This is a genomic window from Desulfovibrio intestinivivus (assembly GCF_053570665.1).
The window spans coordinates 739,423-763,104 of the sequence record NZ_JBRBQT010000001.1; the positions used below are offsets into that span (position 1 = coordinate 739,423).

Annotated in this window: 15 protein-coding genes; 12 read left to right on the forward strand and 3 right to left on the reverse strand. The window is 60.2% G+C overall.

Going from position 1 to position 23,682, the window contains the following annotated elements:
• The first annotated feature begins 28 nt into the window (after window positions 1–28).
• The 3 genes from ACUZ9P_RS03205 to lipA all read left to right on the forward strand — a co-directional run bounded on the left by ACUZ9P_RS03205 (window position 29) and on the right by lipA (window position 3,266).
• Entirely contained in the window at window positions 29–1,483 is a 1,455-nt protein-coding gene (locus ACUZ9P_RS03205; RefSeq protein ID WP_449248623.1) for a BPL-N domain-containing protein, read from the forward strand.
• Between the two features lie 126 nt (window positions 1,484–1,609).
• The gene (gene lipB, locus ACUZ9P_RS03210; protein WP_449248624.1) at window positions 1,610–2,293 is read left to right on the forward strand and encodes a lipoyl(octanoyl) transferase LipB; all 684 of its coding nucleotides are present in this window, start codon (window positions 1,610–1,612) and stop codon (window positions 2,291–2,293) included.
• Between the two features lie 91 nt (window positions 2,294–2,384).
• Window positions 2,385–3,266, forward strand: coding sequence for a lipoyl synthase (gene lipA / locus ACUZ9P_RS03215; protein ID WP_449248625.1), 882 nt, complete (start codon window positions 2,385–2,387; stop codon window positions 3,264–3,266).
• 127 nt (window positions 3,267–3,393) lie between these two features.
• Here lipA and ACUZ9P_RS03220 read toward each other — a convergent pair whose 3' ends face one another.
• The 3 genes from ACUZ9P_RS03220 to ACUZ9P_RS03230 form a co-directional block, all read right to left on the reverse strand.
• A complete protein-coding gene (locus ACUZ9P_RS03220; protein WP_449248626.1) occupies window positions 3,394–4,377 on the reverse strand; it encodes an AEC family transporter in 984 nt (327 codons plus the stop codon).
• Window positions 4,378–4,700: 323 nt separating this feature from the next.
• Window positions 4,701–5,267 (reverse strand): OmpH family outer membrane protein, encoded by a 567-nt coding sequence (locus tag ACUZ9P_RS03225; RefSeq protein ID WP_449248627.1) that lies wholly within the window; start codon window positions 5,265–5,267, stop codon window positions 4,701–4,703.
• Window positions 5,268–5,420: 153 nt separating this feature from the next.
• Window positions 5,421–6,719 (reverse strand): transglycosylase SLT domain-containing protein, encoded by a 1,299-nt coding sequence (locus ACUZ9P_RS03230; protein ID WP_449248628.1) that lies wholly within the window; start codon window positions 6,717–6,719, stop codon window positions 5,421–5,423.
• 387 nt (window positions 6,720–7,106) lie between these two features.
• Between ACUZ9P_RS03230 and ACUZ9P_RS03235 the strand changes: the two genes are divergently transcribed.
• The 9 genes from ACUZ9P_RS03235 (at window position 7,107) to pta (ending at window position 23,638) form a co-directional block, all read left to right on the forward strand.
• A complete protein-coding gene (locus ACUZ9P_RS03235) occupies window positions 7,107–8,228 on the forward strand; it encodes a hypothetical protein (protein WP_027180987.1) in 1,122 nt (373 codons plus the stop codon).
• A 2-nt stretch (window positions 8,229–8,230) separates the two neighbouring features.
• A complete protein-coding gene (locus tag ACUZ9P_RS03240; protein WP_449248629.1) occupies window positions 8,231–10,138 on the forward strand; it encodes a SulP family inorganic anion transporter in 1,908 nt (635 codons plus the stop codon).
• Entirely contained in the window at window positions 10,135–11,136 is a 1,002-nt protein-coding gene (locus ACUZ9P_RS03245; protein ID WP_449248630.1) for a tRNA dihydrouridine synthase, read from the forward strand. The genes ACUZ9P_RS03240 and ACUZ9P_RS03245 overlap by 4 nt, the downstream gene beginning before the upstream one ends.
• A gap of 152 nt (window positions 11,137–11,288) precedes the next feature.
• Window positions 11,289–12,146, forward strand: coding sequence for a 4-hydroxy-3-methylbut-2-enyl diphosphate reductase (gene ispH / locus ACUZ9P_RS03250; RefSeq protein WP_449250226.1), 858 nt, complete (start codon window positions 11,289–11,291; stop codon window positions 12,144–12,146).
• A gap of 39 nt (window positions 12,147–12,185) precedes the next feature.
• Window positions 12,186–13,190: a chemotaxis protein gene (locus tag ACUZ9P_RS03255; RefSeq protein WP_449248631.1), complete on the forward strand. Its 1,005-nt coding sequence runs from the start codon at window positions 12,186–12,188 to the stop codon at window positions 13,188–13,190.
• A 135-nt stretch (window positions 13,191–13,325) separates the two neighbouring features.
• Window positions 13,326–15,299: a selenocysteine-specific translation elongation factor gene (selB, locus tag ACUZ9P_RS03260; RefSeq protein ID WP_449248632.1), complete on the forward strand. Its 1,974-nt coding sequence runs from the start codon at window positions 13,326–13,328 to the stop codon at window positions 15,297–15,299.
• A gap of 101 nt (window positions 15,300–15,400) precedes the next feature.
• Window positions 15,401–17,110, forward strand: coding sequence for an FAD-dependent oxidoreductase (locus tag ACUZ9P_RS03265; protein WP_411330152.1), 1,710 nt, complete (start codon window positions 15,401–15,403; stop codon window positions 17,108–17,110).
• A 697-nt stretch (window positions 17,111–17,807) separates the two neighbouring features.
• Window positions 17,808–21,341, forward strand: a complete 3,534-nt coding sequence (gene nifJ / locus ACUZ9P_RS03270) for a pyruvate:ferredoxin (flavodoxin) oxidoreductase (protein WP_449248633.1) — start codon at window positions 17,808–17,810, stop codon at window positions 21,339–21,341.
• A 188-nt stretch (window positions 21,342–21,529) separates the two neighbouring features.
• Complete coding sequence (pta, locus tag ACUZ9P_RS03275; protein WP_022659720.1) at window positions 21,530–23,638, forward strand: phosphate acetyltransferase; 2,109 nt, start codon at window positions 21,530–21,532, stop codon at window positions 23,636–23,638.
• Window positions 23,639–23,682: the final 44 nt, after the last annotated feature.

Below are 23,682 nucleotides of genomic sequence, written 5' to 3' on the forward strand. Positions count from 1 at the left end.
CTTGCTTTCTCCATGAAAGGCGGCGATAATGCGGTATATGTTTGCCGCACAGCCAATCTGCATTTTATGGGACGCGTCCCACATCTGGGGCCTCATGGCCTGGCGCGCTGTTCGCGCGCTGGGACTGCCCTGCCGCCTGGTTAAGGGACAAGAAATAGCCGAAGGCGCGTATTTAGGCAAGCCGGGGGGCGTCAGCCCCAATGGCGGCCCGCAACAGGGCGGCGCAGGCGTAAGCCTGCTGCTGGTTCCCGGCGGCAACGCACGGCTCAAGGCTGCGACCCTCGGCAAGAACGGGCGCGAGGCCGTGCGCCAGTGGGTGGAACGCGGCGGCAACTATCTGGGTTTTTGCGGCGGTTCAGGCCTTGCCCTGACCCACCCCAACCCCGACCATGGCCTGAATATCTGCCCCTGGGCGCGGGCCGCTTATCCTGAGCGTCTGTACCATCTTATTTCCGGGCATGTGCGCGCCCACGTTGCCAGCGGGCATGAATTTTCGCCCCGCAGGCCCGCCGCGCCAGCCTGCCTGCCCGTGAACGGGCACAATGATACTGGCTCAACTGCCCCCCTGTGCCCCGGTGTTCGCCGCGCTGCCGCGCGGCAGGCCCAGAGCGGAGCAGCGCCTGAAATATTTTTTCCCTCGCTGCCTGTCTGGTGGCCGGGGCGCTTTGCACCTGAAAAAAAAGACAACGTCACCGTGCTGGCCTCCTACGCTTCGCCGGATGCGGATTTCTGGCTGGCGGACCTGGCCCTGCAAAGCCTGCCCTCCAAGGTTTTTTCTCACTGGCGCGACCTTTACGGTCTGAACCTCTCGGCAGATTTTCTTGAAGGCCAACCCATGGCCGTGACCGGAGCTTACGGGCAGGGACGCTATGTGCTGAGCTATTCGCACCTTGAAACGCCACACAGCCCCGACGCCAACGCGTGGCTGGCCCAGTTGCTGCGCAGCATGACAGGCCTTGAGCCAACACGCGAAGATGTGCCCCTGTGGCAACTGCGCCACCCCTGCGCCGCCTGGCCAGAAGGTTCGGGCGGCCCCCTGCTGGACGCGCTGCGCCACATGCGCGAACTGCTTGATCTGGCTGTGGCCCACCACCTTTTCTTTGGGCGCACCCATTGGCTGTGGGGCTGGCGCACAGGTCTGCCCGGCGCGGCCTGCAACAACCTGCATGCGGCCTTGTGCACGGCGGCAAGCCTCGAGCCGTCAGCGGCGGCCTTAACCTACTGGCAGCAGGTGGCCCCGCGCTTTGCCAAGCTTGAAGGCCTGTTTGCCGCCGGAGCGGAAGATTATTTTCTGGCCTGCCGCCTCGCGGAGACCCTCTCCCCCACCATGCCGGACGCCATTGACAAACGCGGCCTTGACCACCAGCGCGAATCGCTGTTCGGGCACCCCATGAACGGCGGGGGCATTCTGGCCGAGCTTCTGGAAATGGTTGAAGAGCTTGTTTACCTTTCCCAGACCTCCATGCCCTGCGATCTGGCCTGATTCCGCTGCGCCCTGATCCGTCACGGCGTCATGCCCCGCCCGCCTCTGCGCGCCGCAAACGCTGGACGCCGAGGCTGCAAGCCGCTATGAGGGCTTTTTGCATCAACCTCCAATGCCAAGGCTCACATGTACGCATTTGATCTCGGCTGCGCCGCCTACCAGCGCGCCTTTGAAATACAAAAACAGGCGCAGGCTTACGTGCTTCAGGGCGGCGATGACATCCTGCTGCTTCTGGAGCATCCGCCCACCGTCACCCTTGGCAAAAACTCCGGCCAGGAGAATCTGCCCCCCAACCTCGCCAGCCTGTGGGGTTCAGCCGTGGATATTGTGCACAGCACGCGCGGCGGCAATATTACCTGCCATTTTCCCGGTCAGCTGGTGGCCTACCCCATCATCAACCTGAAAAAACGCTCCGGCGGCGTCCGGGCCTATGTGCATGATGTGGAAGAAACCGCCATCCGCACGGTACGGCGCTTTGGTATTGAAGCGGCCCGCAAGCCGGGCTTTCCCGGCGTATGGGTAGGCGGCAGCAAGATTGCCTCTCTGGGCATTGCCGTGCAGCGACACGTGACCCTGCACGGTCTGGCCATGAATGTGGACAAGAATCTTTCCCTCTTCAACATCATCACCCCCTGCGGCCTTGACGGCGTGACCGCCACCTCGGTGCAGCGGGAACAAATCGGCGACCCGGCGACTATGGATGCCGTGAAAGTCTGCTTTCTTGAGGCCTTTTGCGAGGTTTTCAGCCAGCCGCTGCCGCCCCTGCAATCGGCGCAAGCCTGCGAAGCCCTGCTCGCGGGCCAACAGTAACGGAATGCAGGACGAATCAAATCACAAGCCCAACACCAGTTCAGGCAATTTGCGGCATGCCGCCGCAGGTGCCCCAGCAAGGACGAAATAGATGACCCAACCCGATTCTTCCGGCAATTCCGGTTCTGCCAACGCCCCTCTGCGCAAGCCCGCATGGCTGCGCCGCCCGCTGGCCTCCGACAAACGCTTTTTCACCACCTCCGCCCTGCTGAACGAGCAGGGGCTTTCCACCGTCTGCAAGGAGGCCAACTGCCCCAACCGGCAGGAATGCTTTTCTTCCGGCACGGCCACATTTCTGATTTTGGGTGAAACCTGTACGCGCAATTGTCGCTTCTGCAATATCCACACCGGCCAGACCAGCGCCCCCGACCCCACGGAACCGCAGCGCGTGGCTCAGGCCGCCGTGACGCTGGGGCTCAGGCATGTGGTTGTCACTTCTGTGACGCGCGACGACCTTGCGGACGGTGGCTCTGCCCAGTTTGCCGCAGTAATTACGGCGCTGCGGCAGGCTCTCCCCGACAGCAGCGTTGAGGTGCTTATCCCCGATTTTCAGGGCAACGCCGATGCCCTGCGCACGGTCATGGACGCCAAACCCCATATCATCAACCACAATGTCGAAACGCACCCCGCGCTCTATGCGCAGGTGCGGCCCCAGGCCGATTACGAACAAAGTCTGGAACTGCTGCGCCGCGTGAACGACTGCGGCATGACGGCCAAAAGCGGCCTCATGGTGGGGCTGGGCGAGACAGACGCGCAGGTGCTTGAGGTGCTCAAGGACCTGCGCACGGTGGGCTGCTCCATTGTGACCATCGGCCAGTATCTGCCGCCCACAAGCCAGCACCACAAGCTTGACCGCTATGTGACGCCGGAACAGTTTGACGAGTACGCCGCCTACGGCAAATCACTGGGTTTGCGCCATGTGTTTTCCGGCCCGCTGGTGCGCAGCAGCTACCACGCAGCCAACTTTGCCTGATTGCGGGCCAATCGCTGGCCAGCCTCTACCTGCCGCAACCGCGCAACCATAAAAAGCGGGCTTTGCTCCCCGGATCACCGCCGGAGAACAAAGCCCGCTTTTCGTTCCTCAAATTTCAAGGACCGGCTTAAACCATGCCCAAGACCTGAAAACCCCATACAAAACCTGTCAGGGTAAAAATACTCAGTCCGTTGGCGACCACCGCCGTAAGAGCCGCTTCTTCCGGTACGGTGCTGTACACCTCGGCGATGACCGTCACCACCAGAGCCGTGGCCGTGGCGCTGACAATCACGCTGATCACGAGCCACAGGCCCGAAACACCCAGGGCCGCCAGCATGGCCCAGCACAACAGCGGGTGCAACACCAGCTTGCAGAGAATAAACCACGCTTGCCGCGCAAAGGCGTGTCCGTGCGCCTGACGGGTAGCCACCACCAGCTTTTGCCGCAAATCCAGCCCCAGAGCCAGCAGCATGCAGGGGGCCGCCGTGTAGCCCACAAGGCTCACCGCGCGGTCAAGGGGAGCCCACAACCCAAGCCCGGAGGCGGAAAGCGCTATGCCCGCCAGAGTCGAAAGCAGAATGGGGTTGCCGAGGATGAAAACCTTCAGGAGCTTGCCCACAAATTTCAGGGGATTGCCGCCGTCCCAGGCCAGCGATCCGGCCAGCGCATCCAGACGGGACTGCCCGATGATCATGACCACATTGGGCGTGAGGGTGCACAGACCAGCAATGAGCATGGCCGTGGCATTGCCGGGGAACAGGTTGGACACGATGGGCAGCCCCACAAAGGCGGCATTGCAGGCGGAACACGAAAGCCCGGCAATGACGCCCGGCCCCACGCCGCGGCGGCAGAAAATTTTGTCGCCCACGTAGCCAAGGCAGTACATCACAAGCTGGGAGCCAAGAATGCCCCCCCAGAAAGCCCAGTGGGCAAGATCCTTCAGGCTGGCCCCGGCCAGCAGGTGCAGAATCAGCAACGGCAGAGCCAGTTTGAGCACATAAATGCCAAGAACAGGGCCAGCGTTTTCGGGCAATACATCGCGACTGCGCAAAAGAACGCCCGCGCCAATAATCAGAAATACGGGCATGACGGCAAACAGCGCTTGAAACATAATCAACCTTTTCCATTCGGATGCGTTTTTCACCCACCGGCGTGTCCGGCTGGCGACGGCGAAACTATGGCGCGGCTTGTCTACCTTGTCCAGCAAAAACTGTTTGGTCGTTCAAACAGTTTTTAAAATGTATAATTACACAATATTACAAAAACCATATCATCTATTTCAAGCCTTTGGCAACCTTTTGCCAAAGGTTCAGCACCGCCGCTTTTCAGCTCAGCCTCACCCAAACCCGCATGCAGGCCATAAAAAAGCCCTCCGTCAATGACGAAGGGCTTTACCAAACATTCAGCCGTCAAATACAGCCGAAAGAATCTGTCTTACTTCTTGGCCTTGGCAGCCTTGTCGTCCTTGGGCGTTTCGGCCTTGGGGGCGGGGGCGGCTTCCGGAGTCTTTTCAGCTTCAGGCGTCACAGACTTGAAATCAAGCTTCTGCTTGTTCACAAGATCCAGCACTTCGTTGGTCACATCGCTCTTGGAGTCAAAAGCGGCGACAGCTTCAGTGCTGATGATGACGGCATAGCCCTTTTCAGTGCGGTAGGTATTGATCACGCGCTGAATGGCATCATACAGCAGGTTTACAACATTCTGCTGCTCCACCTGCATGCGCTGCTGGGCAGACATGTAGACGGCCTGCAGTTCTTTCTGCGCTTCAGCGTCCTTGGGGTTGGCTTCCAGGCGCTGCTGGATGTCGTTAAGCTTGGTCTGCATGTCGCCCTGAAGGCTTTCAAGGAACTTCACGCCGGCCTTGCCAGGTTCGCTATCGCGCATCACGCGCGCCATATCCACCACCGCCACCTTGGGCTGGGCGTTATTGTCGCCCTGTTGGCAGGCAAAAAGCATGAAGCTCAGCAGCAGAGCCAGCGGCATAAAAAAACGGATTCGCATGGTTGTGACCACTCCTCTAATAAATGCCGGGCATAGAGTTGGGGCTCGGCGTTGAAGAACATGTACGTTGTTTTTATAGGCACCACAACCATTTTTCGCTGAAATTCCCTTCTGGACGGCGCTTTGCGCACTCCTGTGCAAGGCAAATCCACATCAGCGCAGCGAGGCGTACTGGGCCTTCATTCGCTGCACCCGGGCAACGTAGAAACGTGTTTCACGGGCAGGCAGGCGCGTGGCAAGATCCCTGTAAAAAGCGTCAACCGTCATGGCGTTTATGTTGTCCACGGCTTCTTCCACGGTCTTGCCGTAGAGCCGCAGAAAACGGTTCGGTCCCATATTGTAGGCGGCAATTGCGCAATATTCCCTTGCCAGAGGGTTGTGCACCCCGGAAAAATAGCGGGTGAACAGGATGTGCAGATAGGTTGTGCCATAGCGGATGTTGGTTTCGGGCACGCGCAGGTCTTCAAAACCCACATCACCCATGCGCCCGTAAAGGTATTTGTGCACTTCATCGTTAGCTGTATCCGGCACGACCTGCATGAGGCCCATGGCCGACTTGTTGCTGACCAGGGTTGGCGAAAAGTCGCTTTCGCTGTGAATGATGGCGTACACAAGCTCGGTGCTCAAATTGTAGCGGCGCGAAAAATTCTCCACCAGATTCTGATAACGGCGGGCTCTGGCCTGTAGTTTTTCCATGTCGTTATCATCAATATCGCCCACAAAGTTATCAAAAACAGTACCGTGGCGCAGCACTTCAATGGCAGCCCTACGCACCACGCGGGGCGAATAGCCTGCCATCATGGCCGTGGGCGTCACCCAGCGCAACGGGCGGCCCGCCGCATCAAGGGCGTCGCCGTAATCGCGGGGCTGGTTGCTGACCAAAAGCGGAATGGAAACACCGTCCAGAGCCAGCAGCGGGGCAAAATCACCCTGCGCATCGCCGGAAAAGGCCAATGAGGGTTCGCCAGTATCAAGAATGACGCCGTCCGGCCCAAAGGAAACAATGCGCCTGACCAGAGCCTGACCTGTAGCCTGACCCGTGGCAGAGCCCGTCGCTGAGGATATCCCCTGCGTTTTGTGGGCACCGGATGCCCGGGCAGAGGTGCTGGCATCGACAGCCAGACGCGTCTGCGGACTACCCCCGGATGTTTGTTCAGAGTGCGGCTCCACCGCCCCGCGCACGGCCCACTGTCGTATGCCGTCGCCCTGCGCCTGAATGGGAACGGGCATGTCTTCGGGACGCAGGCGGGCCACCATGCCGCTCGCGCGGCGGCGCAGTTCCGGCCCCTCGCTCTGCGGCACAAAACCGGCCAGCAGGCCGAGTACCAGCAAGGCGGCGGCAAGGCCGAGCGATATGAGCAATATTGTGTTACGTTGTTTCATGGGCATCCCCGTGGGCGTCGGCACGGCCTTGAGCCTGCCGCCGTCTGACGGTTGTAGGGCTGATCTCATGCACCCTGCCCGCAGGCAGAATATAGCGTCGGAAATCCGACAGCCGAGAATCTTCCGCAACACTTCTTGCAATTCCTTTGCCAATTCTCCACACGTCCCAGACAAACCACTTTACAAAATGTGTACTTTAATTCAGAACAGACGGCCCCTTTTATGAGCTACCGTTGACCAGACCTTTTTTCCCACCTATACTTATTTCTGTGAAAAAAGGCTTGCACGCCATGCGCGCGAAAGCCGCCGCACAGGCCTCAAAAGAGCGCCCAAGGCAGTCATTTCTCTGGGAATCAGGCGGTTCAGCCCGGGCAACAACGTCTTAATACGCGCATAGCCGCGCCGGTTCCCCATGCTGCCAGTCAACACAGGCACCCCGGGGAAATGGAGCAAACCGTGTCCCAGCATTCGCCAGAATACATTCGCGAAGAAATCAAGCGACTCCTCAAATATGCGCCGCCCGAGATGCGCGCCGCAGCCATTGCCCTGCTGCCCGCCGCAAAGCGCTCTCTCAACACCGGCTATCACCCCTGCCTGCGCGGGGTGCCCATGCGCAGCTGGCGCTGCCTGCTCATGCTGCTCACCTCCATATCTGCCATGCAGAACGATACCGAAATGCTGCTGCGCGTTTCCAACGATCTGCTCGCCATTGCCGACCGCATGGCCCCTCCTGGGGAAGTGCTGCGGCAAAGCGCTGAAATTCTTGTCCACGCCCTGTACGCCGATATGTACGTGTGCCGCCTGCGCAATGCCAATGGAGAATGGGTGGCGCGCTCGGCCAATCAGGTGGACGGCGGCAGCATTCCCATCGTGACCCCCATGCTGGAGGAAGGCCTGCGCGAACACCCCGTGATGCGCGCCATTCTTGAAGGGCACGTCCGCTATGTGGTGTCCAACAACCTTCAGGCCCTGGCCATGGGCGGCGAATCGTTCGACTGCATCATCTACAAGGAAGGCTACCGTTCGCGTCTGGCCTTTGTGCTGCGCGAGCGCAGCAACAAACCTCCCTTCGGCCTGGTAATGTTGTATACCAAACGCGAGTATGGCTTTGAAAGCTTTGACGAACGTTTTCTTTCAAAATGTGCCAGCATTGTTTCGCTCACCGTGGGCCGCCGCGTGGCCGTTGCCCGCGACACGCTGGAAAAAGCCGCCGGAGCCATGGCCCACTACGGCAACAACGCCCTGAACGTCATGCGCAATCAGGCGGAATATTGCGGCGAACTGGTGGAAGATCTGGACGCCAACCAGGCGCGCAGTCTGCGCCTTGCGCGCGAGCTGCTGGCCGAGTTTCCTGAAAATTCGCGCGGGCGCATGCTGGGCATGGAGCTGGAACGCGCGCTCGCCCGCAACGACCTCACCGAACTTGCCGGACATCTGGGCGGCGTGCTTGAAGGTACGCGCCGCATGACGCGCATTATCAATTCGCTCAAAAAATCCGCAGACCGGCCACGCCTGATGCACTACGCCCTTGGGCACGATGTGCTGCGCCTTGAGGACGATGTAACCCGCGAGGATTAGTCATGCGAGCCGCCCGGCTTTTTCCCTTTCTTGAGACCATCAGGACTTATTCCGCCCAGGATTTCAAGGCGGACATGACGGCGGCCCTTACCGTGACGCCCATGGCTGTGCCTCAGGCCATGGCCTACGCCATTATTGCCGGGGTTCACCCGCAGTATGGCATCTACGCCTGCATGTTGCCCGTGGTGCTGGCCGCCCTGTGGGGATCATCCCGCTTTATGGCCGCTGGCCCCACCAACGCCATCTCCATGATTATTTTCTCCACCCTCGCTACCATCAGCGTGGGCGGCGAACTGATCAGCACCATGCCAGAAGAATCGCGCATGGCCTATATTTTCGGCATGGCGCTCCTGTGCGGTCTTATCCAGCTGAGCATGGGGCTGGCGCGGCTGGGCGATCTGGTCAATTTTATCTCGCACTCGGTCATGGTGGCCTTTTCCACCGGAGCGGCGCTGCTCATTGCCGCAGGGCAACTCTACATGGCCATGGGCCTGACCGGCCCCAAGCCCTCGGGCTTTTTCAACCAGATGTTCGGCGCGCTGCACGGCCTGCCCTTTATCAATTACTGGAGCCTCGGCATTGCCGTTGCCACCATTGTTCTGACAGTGGCCTTCAAGCGCCTGTCGCCGCGCTTTCCCGCATCACTGGCCGCGCTCGGCGTGATTACGCTCTTTGCCGCCGTGTTCAGCGTGGACGAAAGGGGCGTTCCGCTGGTTGGGGCCATCCCAAGCGTTGTGCCGCCTTTTTCCCTGCCTCCTTCTTTTGATCTGGACGCGGTGCGCGACCTGTTCATGCCCGCGCTGGCCATTGCCCTGCTGGGAACAGTGGAATCACTGGCCATTGGCAAACAACTGGCAAACATCAAGGGCGATGCGTTTGACGGCAGCCAGGAACTTATCGGCCAGGGCCTCGGCAATATCGCCGCGGGCCTTACTTCGGGCATCCCCGGCTGCGGTTCCTTTACCCGCAGCGCGCTTGTGGTCACATCCGGCGGCAGAACGCGCATGGGTACGGTGTTTTCCGGCATTCTCGCCCTGCCACTGCTGTTTGTGCTGGCCCCGCTCATAAGCTGGCTGCCGCTCCCCGCCCTGAGCGGCGTACTGCTGCTTATTTCCTTCAAGATGATAGACATTGACGCCATCCGCCTCTGCGTTGTGGCGACCAGCGTGGACAGGGCCGTGCTGCTCATCACCTTTATGTCCACACTGCTGTTTGATCTTGAAAAAGCCATCTTCATCGGCGTGATGCTTTCCCTCACGCTGTTTATTTACAAGACCGCCCACCCGCGTGTGAACAGGCTTCACAAGGGCGACCCGCTGCTGCGCGAAGGCCCCGCCGAGCTGCCGCAGGGCGTCACCGTGTACATGATTGAAGGAACCCTGTTTTTCGGGGCCATCCACGAGCTTGAACGCCTGCTGTATGCCGAGGACAACGAGCCAACCCGGCTTGTGGTGTTGCATCTTTCGCGCGTGTTCTGGATTGATGCTTCAGGAGCGCATGCGCTTTCGCAATTTATCGAGCGCTGCTATGCCCGTAGCCTGCCGGTTATTCTGGTGGTGGGCAGCCCTTCGGTGCGTACCATCTTGCGACGCACTGGCCTTCTGGATTATCTCAGCAACGGCTTTGTGGCCGACACCACGGGCGAAGGCCTGCGGCTGGCGGCAGCCATGCTGAACCGCTTTGCATGCAGCGATGCCCAGTGCGCGACAGTGGGCGCAGATGTCACCAACGCGCAGCCCGCGCAACCTGTGCAGGCAGCCCCGCCTGCCTCCGGCAGTTCCGGCCCGGAGTATATGGCGCAGTCTGCCCGCGTGGCGCTGGATCCCCAAGGCAACGAGCTGCCCGCCGAACAAACCGCCCCTGCGGAAAATTCCGCAGAACCGCCGCGCATGACCAAGGAGCGCCCGTGACCAAGGTTTTTCAACTGCCCACCTGCCCCGCAAACCCTGATTCCCTGCCCTTTGGCCCCGAGCATCCCTGGCTGGCCCCGCTGGCCGGGTACAGCGATCTGCCCTTTCGCCTGCTCTGCCACGAATACGGCGCAGCCGTGTGCGTTACCGAAATGGTCAGCGCCAAGGGCCTTGTTTATGAAAGCCCCGGCACCAACGAGCTGCTCATGACCCTGCCCGAAGACCAGCCGCTGGTGGTTCAGCTTTTCGGCGCGGAGGCCTCCTTTCTGGGGCGCGCGGTGGAGCTGTTGCGGCAGTCCGGCTTTGGCTGGTTTGACCTGAACATGGGCTGTTCTGTTTCCAAGGTGTTGCGCCAGAGTGCTGGCGCGGCCATGCTGGGCGATACGGAAAACGTGCTTGTTGTGGCCCGCGCCATGATTGAGGCCGCTGGCCGTGGACGCGTGGGCTTCAAATTACGCCTGGGGCTGGACGACACCCGCCCGGTGCTGCCCGATCTGGCCTTGCGCCTTGAGGATGCGGGCGCTGGCTGGCTGACCCTGCACCCACGCACGGCCCGTCAGGGTTTTGGCGGCACCGCGCAATGGGAAGCCATTGCAATGCTGGCCCAACGCCTGACAATCCCCCTGCTTGCCAGCGGTGATCTCTTTAGCGCGGAAGACGGCGTGAACTGCCTTAATAGCACCGGAGCCAGCGGCGTCATGTACGCCCGTGGGGCCATGCACAATCCCGCCATCTTTGCCGACCACGCAGCCCTGCTGGCCGGGAACGCTCCGGTTCAGGCCGATGCCCCCCGTTTGCGGGCCATGATTTCCCGGCATCTGGAGCTCGCCCGCGCCCACTGCCCCGGCAAGGCCGCCCTGTGGAAAATGCGCTCCGTGGTGCCGCGCTACGTGCGCACCCTGCCCGGCGCACGGGCCTTGCGTCAGGAGCTGTGCCGCTGTAATGATTGGGAAGAGCTTGACCGGTTACTGGATATTTTTCTGGGAAGCCCCGGCTAGCAGGGAACAAAGGTGCATGCGGTTACGCTTGCTGCGCTTCTGCAATGCACTATTGCATACAGATAATTTTTTGTTGATGGGTTGGGGTCAGGCGGGGGCAGTGCCGGCACGGCTCCACGCCTGAAAGCGCCGCCCTTTGAAGGAGAGCCATGATGGATGTTTACCGCGCCAAGACAGCGGGCTTTTGCATGGGCGTGAGTCTTGCCCTGCAAAAACTTAACACTGCGCTGGAGCGCAAGGGGGGCACCCCCGAGACGGCCCGCATCTGTACCCTTGGGCCCATCATCCACAATCCGCAGGTTCTGGCGGAATATGAATCGCGCGGCGTGGTCTGCGTCAAGGAAGCCGCGCAACTGCACCCCGGTGATGTGGCGGTTATCCGCGCGCACGGCATCACGCGGCAGGTTGAGGAGCAGGTCAAGCAAAGCGGGGCCGACATTGTGGACGCCACCTGCCCCAAGGTAAAAAAAGCCCAGCTTTCCATCGGGCGGGCCACCGCCGATGGCGCAACCCTGCTGCTTTTTGGCGAGGCGGATCACCCAGAGGTACGCGGGCTGGTTTCTTACGCCTGCGGCCCGGCCCACGTGTTCGGCACGGCGGCAGAGCTTGATTCCCTGCACCTTGCCGAAAACAAGGCCTATGTGCTGGCCTCGCAGACAACTCAGGATCGACAGATATTTCAGGAAATTGTGGAAGATCTGCGCACGCGCATTGCTGACCTTGTGGTGCTTTCCACCATTTGCGACGCCACCCGCGAGCGGCAGGAGGAGGCACGCAACATTGCCTCCTGTGTGGATGTCATGGTAATCATAGGCGGAAGGCAGAGCGGAAACACCCGCAGGCTGGCTGATGTGGCCGCTTTGAACGGCATCGACACCTACCTCGTGGAGCGTGTCGAGGAGCTGGCCGCAGAAAATTTTTCGCAAAAAAATCGTGCAGGTCTAACGGCTGGCGCATCTACGCCGAAAAGTCTTATTGACGCGGCTCATTTGTGGCTGCAGTCGCTTTAATCCCGTTTGCTCCTGAAGCGGTACTTTTCTGGAGGCAGCATGGCCCAGACCAATATTCTGCTGGAAGCCGGCACCAACGAGCTGGAAGTGGTGGAATTCTATCTTGAAGAATTTACCCCTCCTTCTGCCGACGCGCCGCAGCTGGACGAAAATGGCGAACCCGTCCCCGCCAAGCCCTATCGCGGCTACTACGGCGTCAACGTGGCCAAGGTGCTTGAAATTATCCGCATGCCCAAGGTGACGGCGCTGCCCGAAGTGCAGCACCCGAGTGTGCTGGGTGCTTTCAACCTGCGCTCGCGCATTATTCCGCTGGTGGATCTGGCCATGTGGCTGGGCAAAACCCACCCAGCAAAAGAAGAACAGCCCAAAACCATTGTGACGGAATTCAACAACGTCACCACGGCTTTCATGGTTTCCGGCGTCAACCGCATCCACCGCATCAGTTGGGAGAAGGTAGAACCGCCGAACAAGTACGTTGCCGCCGTATCCAACAATACGGTCATCGGCGTGGTCAAACTTGAAGACCGCATCATCTTTCTTCTCGACCTTGAAAAGGTGGTCGCCAACCTCAATCCCAAGCTGGGCCTGCGGCTTGACGATCTGGGTGAAGACTGGACGAATGAAGGCTACCGCGCCCTCGTGGCCGATGACTCCGCCCTTATCCGCGAAATGCAGCGCGACCTGCTGGAAAAGGCAGGCTTTACCGTTGAAGTTGTTTCCAACGGACGCGCGGCCTGGGATCGTCTGCTGGATTTCAAAAAGAGCGCCGAAGAAGGCAACCGGCCCATCACAGACTTCGTGCATGTGGTGGTTTCAGACATCGAAATGCCGGTCATGGACGGCCTCAATCTCACCTTGCGCATCAAGGAAGACTCCATGCTCAAAAAGCTGCCGGTGCTGCTTTTTTCCTCACTCATTACCGAAAAACTGCGCCACAAGGGCGTGAGCGTGGGTGCGGACGACCAGATTTCCAAGCCGGAAGTTACCCAGCTGGCTCACAGGGCCATGGCCCTCATCAAGGCCAGGGAACAGGATCAGGCTTAAAAGCTCCCAACCGCTTTTGCCGTTTTCAAGGGGACTCCTTTTCGCAAGGGGTCCCCTTTACGTTTCTGGCCGGGCGCTGTTTGCAAAGGCGCTTGCCAGAGTGTAAACTCGGCCCAAGACCACCAAGGAGCTTTTATGGCAGTAGTGCTAGGCACGGCAGGGCATATAGATCACGGCAAAACTTCGCTGGTACGGGCGCTTACAGGCATCGACTGCGATCGCCTGCAAGAAGAAAAACGCCGTGGAATCACCATTGAACTTGGCTTCGCCTGGGTTGATCTTCCCGGCGGCGAGCGGCTGGGCATCGTGGATGTGCCGGGCCATGAACGCTTTGTCAAAAATATGGTGGCTGGCGCGGCAGGCGTGGACTTTGTCATGCTGGTCATTGCCGCAGACGAAGGCATCATGCCCCAGACCCGGGAACATCTTGAGATATGCTCCCTGCTGGGCATACGCACCGGGCTTGTGGCCCTCACCAAGACAGACATGGTGGACGCCGACTGGCTCGAAATGGTGCAGGAAGAAGTGCGCGGATTCCTGCAAGGCACCTTTCTTGAAGGTGCGCCCATCTTCCCCGTTTCCGCAACCACAGGCGATGGCGTGGACACGCTGCGCGACCACCTTGCGCGCATGGCTGCCGAGCTGCCCGTCCAACGGCGCAGCGATATTTTTCGCCTGCCGGTGGACCGCGTATTCAGCATGAAGGGGCATGGCACCGTTGTGACAGGCACTGTCATTTCCGGCGTGTGCAACCTTGGCGATGAACTGCGCTTCATGCCGCCCGATTTGCCCACCCGCGCGCGCGGGCTGCAACGTCATGGCAAGGCCGCCGATTCCGTGCAGCCGGGCCAGCGCTGCGCCGTCAACGTGCAGGGGCTGGATGTGGAGGAAATCGAACGCGGCTTTGTGCTGGCCCGCCCCGGCGAACTGTTTCCCTCCAACCGCTGGCTGGTCAGGCTCACCTGCCTTTCCTCCGCCCCAAGAGCCATGCGCCAAAGGGTGGAAATCCATTTCCACCACGGTACGCGCGAATGCGCGGCGCGGGTGGTCTTTCGCGACAGGGACAAGCTGGCCCCCGGCGAAACCGCACTGGCGGAACTGCGTTTCAAGGAACCCATGGTGGGCGTATTTGGCGACCACTGCGTGTTGCGGGCCTATTCGCCCCTGCGCACGGTTGCTGGCGGGCTGCTGGTCAGTCCTCTGCCGCCCGAGTTGCGCGCCAAAGACCCTGAACTGGCCGACAAGATGCGGCTGTTGCAGGAGCTGCCCGACCTGCGCGATGCGGCAGAAGCCATCGGCGGGGGCAAGGCTGAAGCCAAGGCGCGCGATGAGGCCAGGGCCGCGCTTGCACGCGGCGCACTGACCCTGCGCGGTATCGAGGGTGCTGACGAAGCGCGGCTGCGCGCCCTGACGGGCCTTGCCCGATCCGCTGTGGAGGCGGCGCTGCAACTGCTTTCCACCCGTGGCGACGCACTCTGCTGGGACAAGGAAAACCGCTGCTGGATCGGCAAAATTCCCTTTGAAAAGCTGCTGGCCGCCAGTCTTGAGCGCGGGGCCGATCTGCACCGCCGCGAACCTCTCAAACCCGGATTCACCCGGGGAGCCCTTTGCACGGGCTGGAGCCGCAACCTGCCCCCCAAGCTTGTGCAAAAAGTGCTGGATCAGGCCCTCAAGCAGGGCGATCTGGTCACTGAAGGCGAGGGGCTGCGCCTGCAATCGCATACAGTGAGCCTGGCCGCCGATCAGGCGGGCTTGCGCCAAAAGCTTCTGGACGCGCATGCCAGCGCGGGGCTGACCCCGCCCAACGCCAAGGACGTGTTTGAAGAACTCGGCGTTTCCCCCAAGGAGGCCGCCCCGGTGCTGCGCCTGCTCTGCGAGGCTGGCGAACTGGTCAAGATCAAGGACGGCCTGTATTACCACGGCCCGGCCTTGGCCGATATTCTTGAACGTGTGCGCGGCTGGTTCACCACCCATGACAATCTTGATGTGGGCGGGCTGAAAGAACTCCTGGGGCTTTCGCGCAAATATCTGATCGCCTTGCTGGAATATATGGATAATGAGCGCATAACCGTGCGTGTGGGCGACCAGCGCCGTTTTCGCGGGCGCTAGGTTATTCCGTAAACAGGAATTGTCCTTGCATTCTTGCCTTGAATGCTCATATATCTCAGTAATGCTCATTTGCTCATAACTCTTCACTAAGGAGCCCGGATATGTCTGAAAAAATTCTGGTAGTTGGTGGTGTTGCCCTGGGGCCCAAGGCGGCTTGCCGCTGCAAGCGCCTCATGCCCGATGCGGAAGTGATGCTTGTGGACGAAAACGTCTTCATTTCCTACGGCGGTTGCGGCATCCCCTACTACGTGTCCGGTGAAATACAGAATCTCGACGATCTGCGCTCCACACCCTACCATACCGTGCGCGACACCGAATTTTTCCGCGATATGAAGGGCATCACCGTACGCACCCAGACGCGCGCCCTGGCCATTGACCGGGCTGCCAAAACCCTGCTCGTCAAGGACGTTGTTTCCGGCAAGGAAGAAAAGCTGCCTTACGACAAGCTGGTGCTGGCTACCGGCGCAAGCCCGCGTGTTCCCCCCATTGAAGGCAAGGATCTGAAAAACGTGCTTTCCCTGACCCGCCTTGAAGCCGCCGGGGCCATCCGCGCCGCTTGCCAGGAGGGCAAGGTCAGCGAGGCGGTCATTGTGGGCGGCGGCTTTATCGGCCTTGAGGCTGCCGTGGCCCTGGCCGACATGTGGGGCGTAAAAGTCAGCGTTGTGGAAATGATGGATCAGATTTTGCCCGGCGTGCTTTCCCAGCCTCTTTCGCTCATGGCCGCCAACGACTGCCTGACCCACAAGGTTGACGTGTTCACCTCTGAAAAAGTGCTGCGCCTTGAAGGCGAAAACGGCACCGTCACCAAGGTGGTCACGGACAAGCGCGAAATCCCCGCCCAACTGGTGATCTTTGCCGCTGGCTTTATCCCCAACGGGCAACTTGCCAAGGATGCCGGGCTGGAAGTGGCCCCCTTTGGAGCGGTGGTGGTGGACGAGCACATGCGCACCACCGACCCCTCCATCTATGCGGGCGGCGACTGCGTGGCCATCAAGAACATCATCACCGGCAAGATCGGCTACCTGCCCCTGGGCAGCATGGCCAACCGCCAGGGCCGCATCATCGGCACCAACCTTGCTGGCGGCAATGCCAGATTCCCCGGCTTCGTGGGCTCCTGGGCCGTCAAACTCTTTGGTCTTTCCTTCTGCGGCGTGGGCCTTACGGTTGAACGCGCCCGCAAGGAAGGCTTTGACGCCATGAGCGTCAGCGTGGAGCAGCTCGACCACGCCCACTTCTACCCCGAAAAATCCATGATGAGCCTTGAGCTAGTGGTGGACAAGGCCACCAGCCGGGTGCTGGGCATTCAGGGCGCCTGCGCCGACCCAGATTCGCTCAAAGCCCGCATTGATGCGGTGGCTGCGGCCCTGCAGTATTCCAAGCCCACGGTGGAAGACATCTCCAACCTTGAAATCGCCTACGCCCCGCCCTTTGCCTCGGCCATGGACGTGGTCAACGTGGTTGCCAACGTGGCCGACAACGCCCTTTCCGGACGCTTCACCCCCGTGACCGCCGACCAGTTCATGGACTTGTGGAAGAAGCGCAACGAAAACCACGTATTCTTTATTGATTCCCGCCCTGCGGCGGCAGGCAAGGCAGTGCAGGAAAAGCATCCCGACTGGCACGCCATGCCGCTGGAAGAAATCGCCGCCAGAATCAGCGAAGTGCCCAAGGACCGCCCTGTTGCCATTATCTGCAATACGGGTCTGCGCGCCTATGACAGCCTGCTGGTGCTGGCCCGCAATGGCGTGACCAACGTGGTCAACTCCACAGGTGGCATGCAGGCGGTCATCAAGATGGGCCTCTCGCTGTAACATGCCCGCCAGGAAAAAACGCATCTGAACGCTTTCGGGGGAGGGATCTTGCAAAAGGGTTCCTCCCTCGCTTCAATCGGGCACTGGTTTTCTCCACCCTGCGCACTCTGTCAAAATCAACATAGATTACTGCTCGCAGGGCAGATTCAGACTGGAGGCGCATCAAGGGGTCAGCCGCAGGCACCCAAAATCCGTAACATTGAACCAGGGACAAGCCGCGAACTTTGCTGCCCTGAAACATTTGTGATATTTTTTTCATTTACCCTGCGCATTCCAACGTGCCGTCATCATAGGTTTTCCCATCGGGCATGACCCAAACCACCTTGTCAGGTTTCACAATTCATCACTATTTTCCGCATGTTGCGTCTGTCACAATTTTTTTTATTGCGCCCACGATTAAACTGTTCAAACAAACAATTTTATGGTAAGCGCAAAAACGCGCATTCCGTCGGGGCAGACGAGGGTGTGCAGCAAGGCTCCAAAACAAGTGATACCAAGCTTTTTTGGTGGACGCGAAAAGCCGGATTGGGTAGGGTTTTTCTACCACGATTCCACTCCCAGCCTCCATTTTGTGTTCACTTCACGGCACTAGCCGTTGCCCGTCCCTGCCAAGTGCGGGGCCTTATCTCAGGGGCCGATCCGACCCACGCTGATTTTGTAAAAACATTGCGCGCCTGTGGGCGCCAAGGAGGAACAGATGGCTCATATGAAAACTATGGACGGCAACAACGCCACCGCGCACATTGCCTACGCTCTGTCGGAAACGGCAGCCATTTACCCCATCACCCCCTCGTCCGTCATGGGCGAAGTCATGGACCAGTTGGCGGCCAAGGGCACCAAAAACCTGCTCGGCCAGATCGTGAATGTGCGCGAAATGCAGTCCGAAGCCGGCGCCGCTGGCGCTGTGCACGGCATGCTTTCCGCCGGCGCCCTCACCTCCACCTACACGGCTTCCCAGGGCCTGCTGCTCATGATCCCCAACATGTACAAAATCGCCGGTGAACTGCTTCCCGGCGTTTTCCATGTTTCGGCTCGTGCCCTGGCCTCCCATGCCCTGTCCATCTTTGGCGACCACCAGGACGTGATGGCCGCCCGTCAGACGGGCTTCTGCTTCCTGGCTTCCTCCTCCGTGCAGGAATGCATGGACCTGGCCCTCGTTGCGCACCTTTCCGCCATCGACGCCAGCCTGCCCTTCTGCCACTTCTTTGACGGCTTCCGCACTTCCCACGAAGTGCAGAAGATCGAAACCATTGATTACGAAGACATCCGCCCCCTGGTGAACTGGGAAAAGGTGGCCGAATTCCGCGCCACCGCCATGAACCCCGAGCATCCGCACATTCGCGGCACCGCCCAGAACCCCGACATTTACTTCCAGAACCGCGAAGCTTCCAATCTCTACTACGACGCCGTGCCCGGCATCGTGCTTGAGAACATGAAGAAGGTTGAGTCCATCACTGGCCGCAAGTACCGCCTCTTTGACTACGTGGGCCACCCCGAAGCCGACCGCGTGATCGTTTCCATGGGTTCTTCCTGTGAAGTCATTGAAGAAACCGTGAAGTACCTCAACGCACAGGGCCAGCGCGTGGGCCTCGTGAAGGTGCACCTGTTCCGCCCCTTCTCCACCGAGCATCTGCTGCGCGCCCTGCCCGCCAGCGTTACCTGCATCACCGTGCTTGACCGCACCAAGGAAAGCGGCGCTCTTGGCGATCCGCTGTATCAGGACGTGTGCACCGCCTTCCTCGAAAAGGGCGAAGCTCCCACCCTGGTTGGCGGCCGCTACGGCCTGGGCTCCAAGGACTTCACCCCCGGCATGGCCAAGGCCGTGTACGACAACATGATGGCCCTTCAGCCCAAGAACCACTTCACCGTGGGCATCAACGACGACGTCACCAACCTTTCGCTTGATGTGGAAGAAGAAATCGACACCGTGCCCGCTGGCACCGTGCAGTGCAAGTTCTTCGGCCTCGGCGCTGACGGCACCGTGGGCGCCAACAAGCAGGCCATCAAGATCATCGGCGACAACACCGATCTCTACGCCCAGGCCTACTTTGCTTACGACTCCAAGAAGTCCGGCGGCTTCACCGTGTCGCACCTGCGCTTCGGCAAGGAACAGATCACCTCTTCCTACCTGATCACCAAGGCCGACTACGTTGCCTGTCACAAGGCTGCCTACGTGACCCAGTACGACATTCTTGAAGGCATCAAGGAAGGCGGCACTTTTGTGCTGAACTCCAACTGGTCGCTGGCCGACATGGAAAAGCACCTGCCCGCCTCCATGAAGCGCGTCATCGCCCGCAAGAAGCTGAAGTTCTACAACGTGGACGCCGTCAAGGTTGCCCAGGAAGTGGGCCTCGGCGGCCGCATCAACATGATCATGCAGACTGCCTTCTTCAAGCTTGCCAACGTGCTTGATTTTGAAAAGGCCGTGGGCCTGCTCAAGGAATCCATCAAGAAAACCTACGGCAGCAAGGGCGACAAGATCGTCAACATGAATATTGCCGCCGTGGACAAGGGCATGGACGCTCTGGAAGAAGTGAAATACCCCGCTTCCTGGGCCACTGCCACCGAAGGCGCCGCTGCCTGCTGCTGCGACGATGACGAATACATCAGCGCCGTTGTACGTCCCATTCTGGCCCAGCAGGGCGACAAGCTGCCCGTGTCCGCCATGGATCCGGCTGGCTTCATGCCCCTTGGCACCGCCGCCTGCGAAAAGCGCGGCTGCGCCATCGACGTGCCCGAATGGCAGGTTGAAAACTGCATCCAGTGCTGCCAGTGCTCCTTTGTGTGCCCCCACGCCGCCATCCGCCCGGTGCTCGCCACCGAGGAAGAACTGACCGGCGCGCCCGCTTCCTTTGTGACCAAGGACGCCATCGGCAAGGAACTCAAGGGCATGAAGTTCCGCATTCAGGTGTACACTGAAGACTGCCTGGGCTGCGGCTCCTGCGCTGAAGTGTGCCCCGCCAAGGTCAAGGCCCTCGTTATGAAGCCCCTTGACACCCAGATGCCCACCCAGAAAGAAAATCTGGCCTTCGCAGAAGCCAACATCACGCTCAAGGACGAGCTCATGGCTCGCGACACCGTCAAGGGTTCGCAGCTGCAGCAGCCCCTGCACGAGTTCTCCGGCGCCTGCGCCGGTTGCGGCGAAACGCCTTACGTCAAGGTGCTCACCCAGATGTTCGGCGAACGCATGATCGTGGCCAACGCCACGGGCTGCTCGTCCATCTGGGGCGCTTCTTCGCCCACCACGCCTTACTGCACCAACAAGGACGGCTTTGGCCCGGCCTGGGGCAACTCCCTGTTTGAAGACGCCGCCGAATACGGCTGCGGCATGGGCATTGCCTACGAACAGCGCCGTGGCCTGCTGGCCATGAAGGTTCAGGAAGCCCTGAAGGAAGAAACCGCTTCTCCCGAACTGAAGGCCGCCCTCCAGGGTTGGCTGGACAACAAGGACGATGCCGAAGGCTCCCGCAAGTACGGCGAGATGATCATGGCCAACCTGGAAGGCTTTGACAGCCCCCTGGCCCATGAACTGTGGCACATGGACGATCTCTTCACCAAGAAGAGCGTTTGGGTCTTCGGCGGCGACGGCTGGGGATACGACATCGGTTACGGCGGCCTTGACCACGTCCTCGCCAGTGGCGACGACATCAACGTGCTGCTGATGGATACCGAAGTGTACTCCAACACCGGCGGTCAGTCCTCCAAGGCCACCCCGCTTGGCGCCGTGGCCCAGTTTGCCGCCGCAGGCAAGCGCACCGGCAAGAAAGACCTTGGCCGCATGGCCATGACCTACGGCTATGTGTACGTTGCTTCCGTGTCCATGGGCGCGGACAAGCAGCAGGTGCTCAAGGCCTTCCGCGAAGCCGAAGCCTACAAGGGCCCCTCGCTCATCATCGCTTACGCTCCCTGCATCAACCAGGGTCTGCGCAAGGGCATGGGCAAGAGCCAGGAAGAAGCCAAGATGGCCGTGCTTTCCGGCTACTGGCCCCTGTACCGCTACAACCCCGAACTGGCCAAGGAAAAGAAAAATCCCTTCCAGCTCGACAGCAAGGCTCCTTCTGCTGACATTCAGGAATTCCTGGGCGGCGAAACCCGTTTTGCCTCTCTGGAAAAGATGGCTCCCGAAGTCTCCAAGAAGCTGCGCGCCGAACTGGCCGAAGCCTATACTGAACGCTACGCCATGCTCAAGCAGATGGCTGATCTGCCCTACCCCGGCACCAGCGCCGAGTAGAGAGGTCTGACGTTATGACTACCCGCGCCCGCCAGCATCTGGCTCCTCTCCGGGGGGCAGCCTGCTGCTGCGGGCGCGGGCTATGTCACACGCTTGGGATCAAAGGTTAAAGGCCTGGGCGCGGGGAATGCCCTCGCGCCCTTTTCGCGTTAATACCGCCAGCCTGCCGGCACAGCAGGGGAGGCACTATGCACAACGGTCTATACATCACCGCCACCGGGCCCATGACGGGCAAGAGCGCCATTGCCCTTGGGGCCATGCAGCTGCTCACCCGCAGCATGCGCAAGGTGGCTTTTTTCCGTCCCATCATCAACGAACCTCTGTGGGACGACCGCGACCCCGACATCCATCTGATGCTTGAATACTTCAAGCTCAAGATGGACTACGCCGACACCTTCGCCTACACCCAGCGCGAAGCCCGCCAGATCATCAATCAGGGTTCGCGCAACCTGCTCATCGAAAACATCATCCAGAAGTACAAAAAGCTGCTGGAAACCTATGATTTCGTTGTGTGCGTGGGCACAGACTTTCTTGCCAAAGACCCGGTTTTCGAGTTTGAACTCAATGCCGAAATTGCGGCCAACCTTGGCTGCCCGGTCCTCTTGGTCACCAGCGGCTACAATGTGAGCGCCGAAGACATTCGTGATTCGCTCCAGATCACCATGGACAGCCTTGAACCCTATGCGCTGGACGTGGTTGCCACCATTGTAAACCGCCGCAGCCTCACGCAGACAGAACTGGACGAACTGCGCGCCCACTTCAGCACGCAGGAAAGCCCAGCCCTGATTTTCTCCGTTCCCAACGACCCCACCATCGGCCAGCCCACCATGGCTGACGTGAAAAAGGGCCTGGACGCGGAAGTGCTGTTTGGCGAAAAACGCCTGGACGCGCTGGTGGGCGACTACCTTATCGCCGCCATGCATGTGGACAATGTGCTCAACTACATTGCCAAAGACCAGCTCATCGTCACCCCTGGCGACCGCGCTGACGTGCTCCTGGCAGCCATTGCCTCGCGCCTGTCGTCTTCTACTCCCGACATTGCGGGCGTGCTGCTGACCGGGGGCATCCGTCCCTCCGAAAACGTCTGCAAATTCATTGAAGGCTGGACAGGCTCGCCCCTGCCCATCCTGTTGACGCCGCACCATACCTACAAGGCCTTTATGGCCCTGCAAAGCATCATCGCCCCCATTGAACCGGGCGATCTGCGCAAGATCAACAGCGTGCTGGGCCTGTTTGAACAGTACGTCAACGGCAAGGAAATCGAAAACCGCATCGGCGGCGAGCGCAGCAGCCGCATCACGCCCATGATGTTTGAATTCGAGCTGATCCAGCGCGCCAAAGCCAACAAGATGCGCATCGTGCTGGCCGAAGGCACCGAGGAGCGCATCCTGCGCGCAACGGATATCCTCCTGCGTCGCGATGTGGCCGAAATCATCCTGCTGGGCGACGTGGAAGAAATCCGCTCCAAGGCCAGCGCCTTTGGCCTGGACATTGCCAAGGCCCGACTCATCGACCCGGTGAAATCCGACCTGTTTGAAGACTACGCCAATACCTACTACGAACTGCGCAAAAAGAAGGGCATTACCCCTGAACAGGCGCGCGACACGATGACCGACGCCACCTACTTTGCCACCATGATGGTCAAGAAGGACGATGCAGACGGCATGGTTTCCGGTTCGGTCAACACCACGGCGCACACCATCCGCCCGGCCTTTGAATTTGTGAAGACCAAGCCCGGATTCACCGTGGTTTCCTCGGTCTTCCTCATGTGCCTCAAGGATCGCGTGCTGGCCTTTGGCGACTGCGCCGTTAACCCCAACCCCACTGCGCAGCAACTGGCAGAAATCGCCATTGCCTCGGCCCACACGGCCAAGGTGTTTGGCATTGAGCCGCGCGTTGCCATGCTTTCCTACTCCACCGGTACTTCCGGCAAGGGTGCGGACGTGGACGTTGTGGTGGAAGCCACCAAGATCGCGCAGGAAATGGCCCCCGATCTCGCGCTGGAAGGCCCCTTGCAGTACGACGCGGCCATCGACCCCTCGGTTGCCAAAACCAAGATGCCTGACAGCAAGGTTGCCGGTAAGGCCACGGTGTTCATCTTCCCTGACCTCAACACCGGCAACAATACCTACAAGGCCGTGCAGCGCGCTGCTGGCGCGGTGGCCATCGGCCCCGTGCTTCAGGGCCTGAACAAGCCTGTCAACGATCTCTCGCGCGGCTGCACCGTGCCCGATATCGTCAATACCGTGGCCATCACTGCGGTGCAGGCCGCCGCCGAAAAGGCCGCGCAGAAATAGTTGCAGATAATCAGCCCCGGCTGACAGGTGCTTTCGGCGGTTTG

Coding starts and splice junctions, on each gene's coding strand:
- ACUZ9P_RS03205 (WP_449248623.1), top strand. CDS start 29: ATGCGGTATATGTTTGCCGCACAGCCAATCTGCATTTTATGGGACGCG.
- lipB (WP_449248624.1), top strand. CDS start 1,610: ATGTACGCATTTGATCTCGGCTGCGCCGCCTACCAGCGCGCCTTTGAA.
- lipA (WP_449248625.1), top strand. CDS start 2,385: ATGACCCAACCCGATTCTTCCGGCAATTCCGGTTCTGCCAACGCCCCT.
- ACUZ9P_RS03220 (WP_449248626.1), bottom strand. CDS start 4,377: ATGTTTCAAGCGCTGTTTGCCGTCATGCCCGTATTTCTGATTATTGGC.
- ACUZ9P_RS03225 (WP_449248627.1), bottom strand. CDS start 5,267: ATGCGAATCCGTTTTTTTATGCCGCTGGCTCTGCTGCTGAGCTTCATG.
- ACUZ9P_RS03230 (WP_449248628.1), bottom strand. CDS start 6,719: ATGAGATCAGCCCTACAACCGTCAGACGGCGGCAGGCTCAAGGCCGTG.
- ACUZ9P_RS03240 (WP_449248629.1), top strand. CDS start 8,231: ATGCGAGCCGCCCGGCTTTTTCCCTTTCTTGAGACCATCAGGACTTAT.
- ispH (WP_449250226.1), top strand. CDS start 11,289: ATGGATGTTTACCGCGCCAAGACAGCGGGCTTTTGCATGGGCGTGAGT.
- ACUZ9P_RS03255 (WP_449248631.1), top strand. CDS start 12,186: ATGGCCCAGACCAATATTCTGCTGGAAGCCGGCACCAACGAGCTGGAA.
- selB (WP_449248632.1), top strand. CDS start 13,326: ATGGCAGTAGTGCTAGGCACGGCAGGGCATATAGATCACGGCAAAACT.
- ACUZ9P_RS03265 (WP_411330152.1), top strand. CDS start 15,401: ATGTCTGAAAAAATTCTGGTAGTTGGTGGTGTTGCCCTGGGGCCCAAG.
- nifJ (WP_449248633.1), top strand. CDS start 17,808: ATGGCTCATATGAAAACTATGGACGGCAACAACGCCACCGCGCACATT.
- pta (WP_022659720.1), top strand. CDS start 21,530: ATGCACAACGGTCTATACATCACCGCCACCGGGCCCATGACGGGCAAG.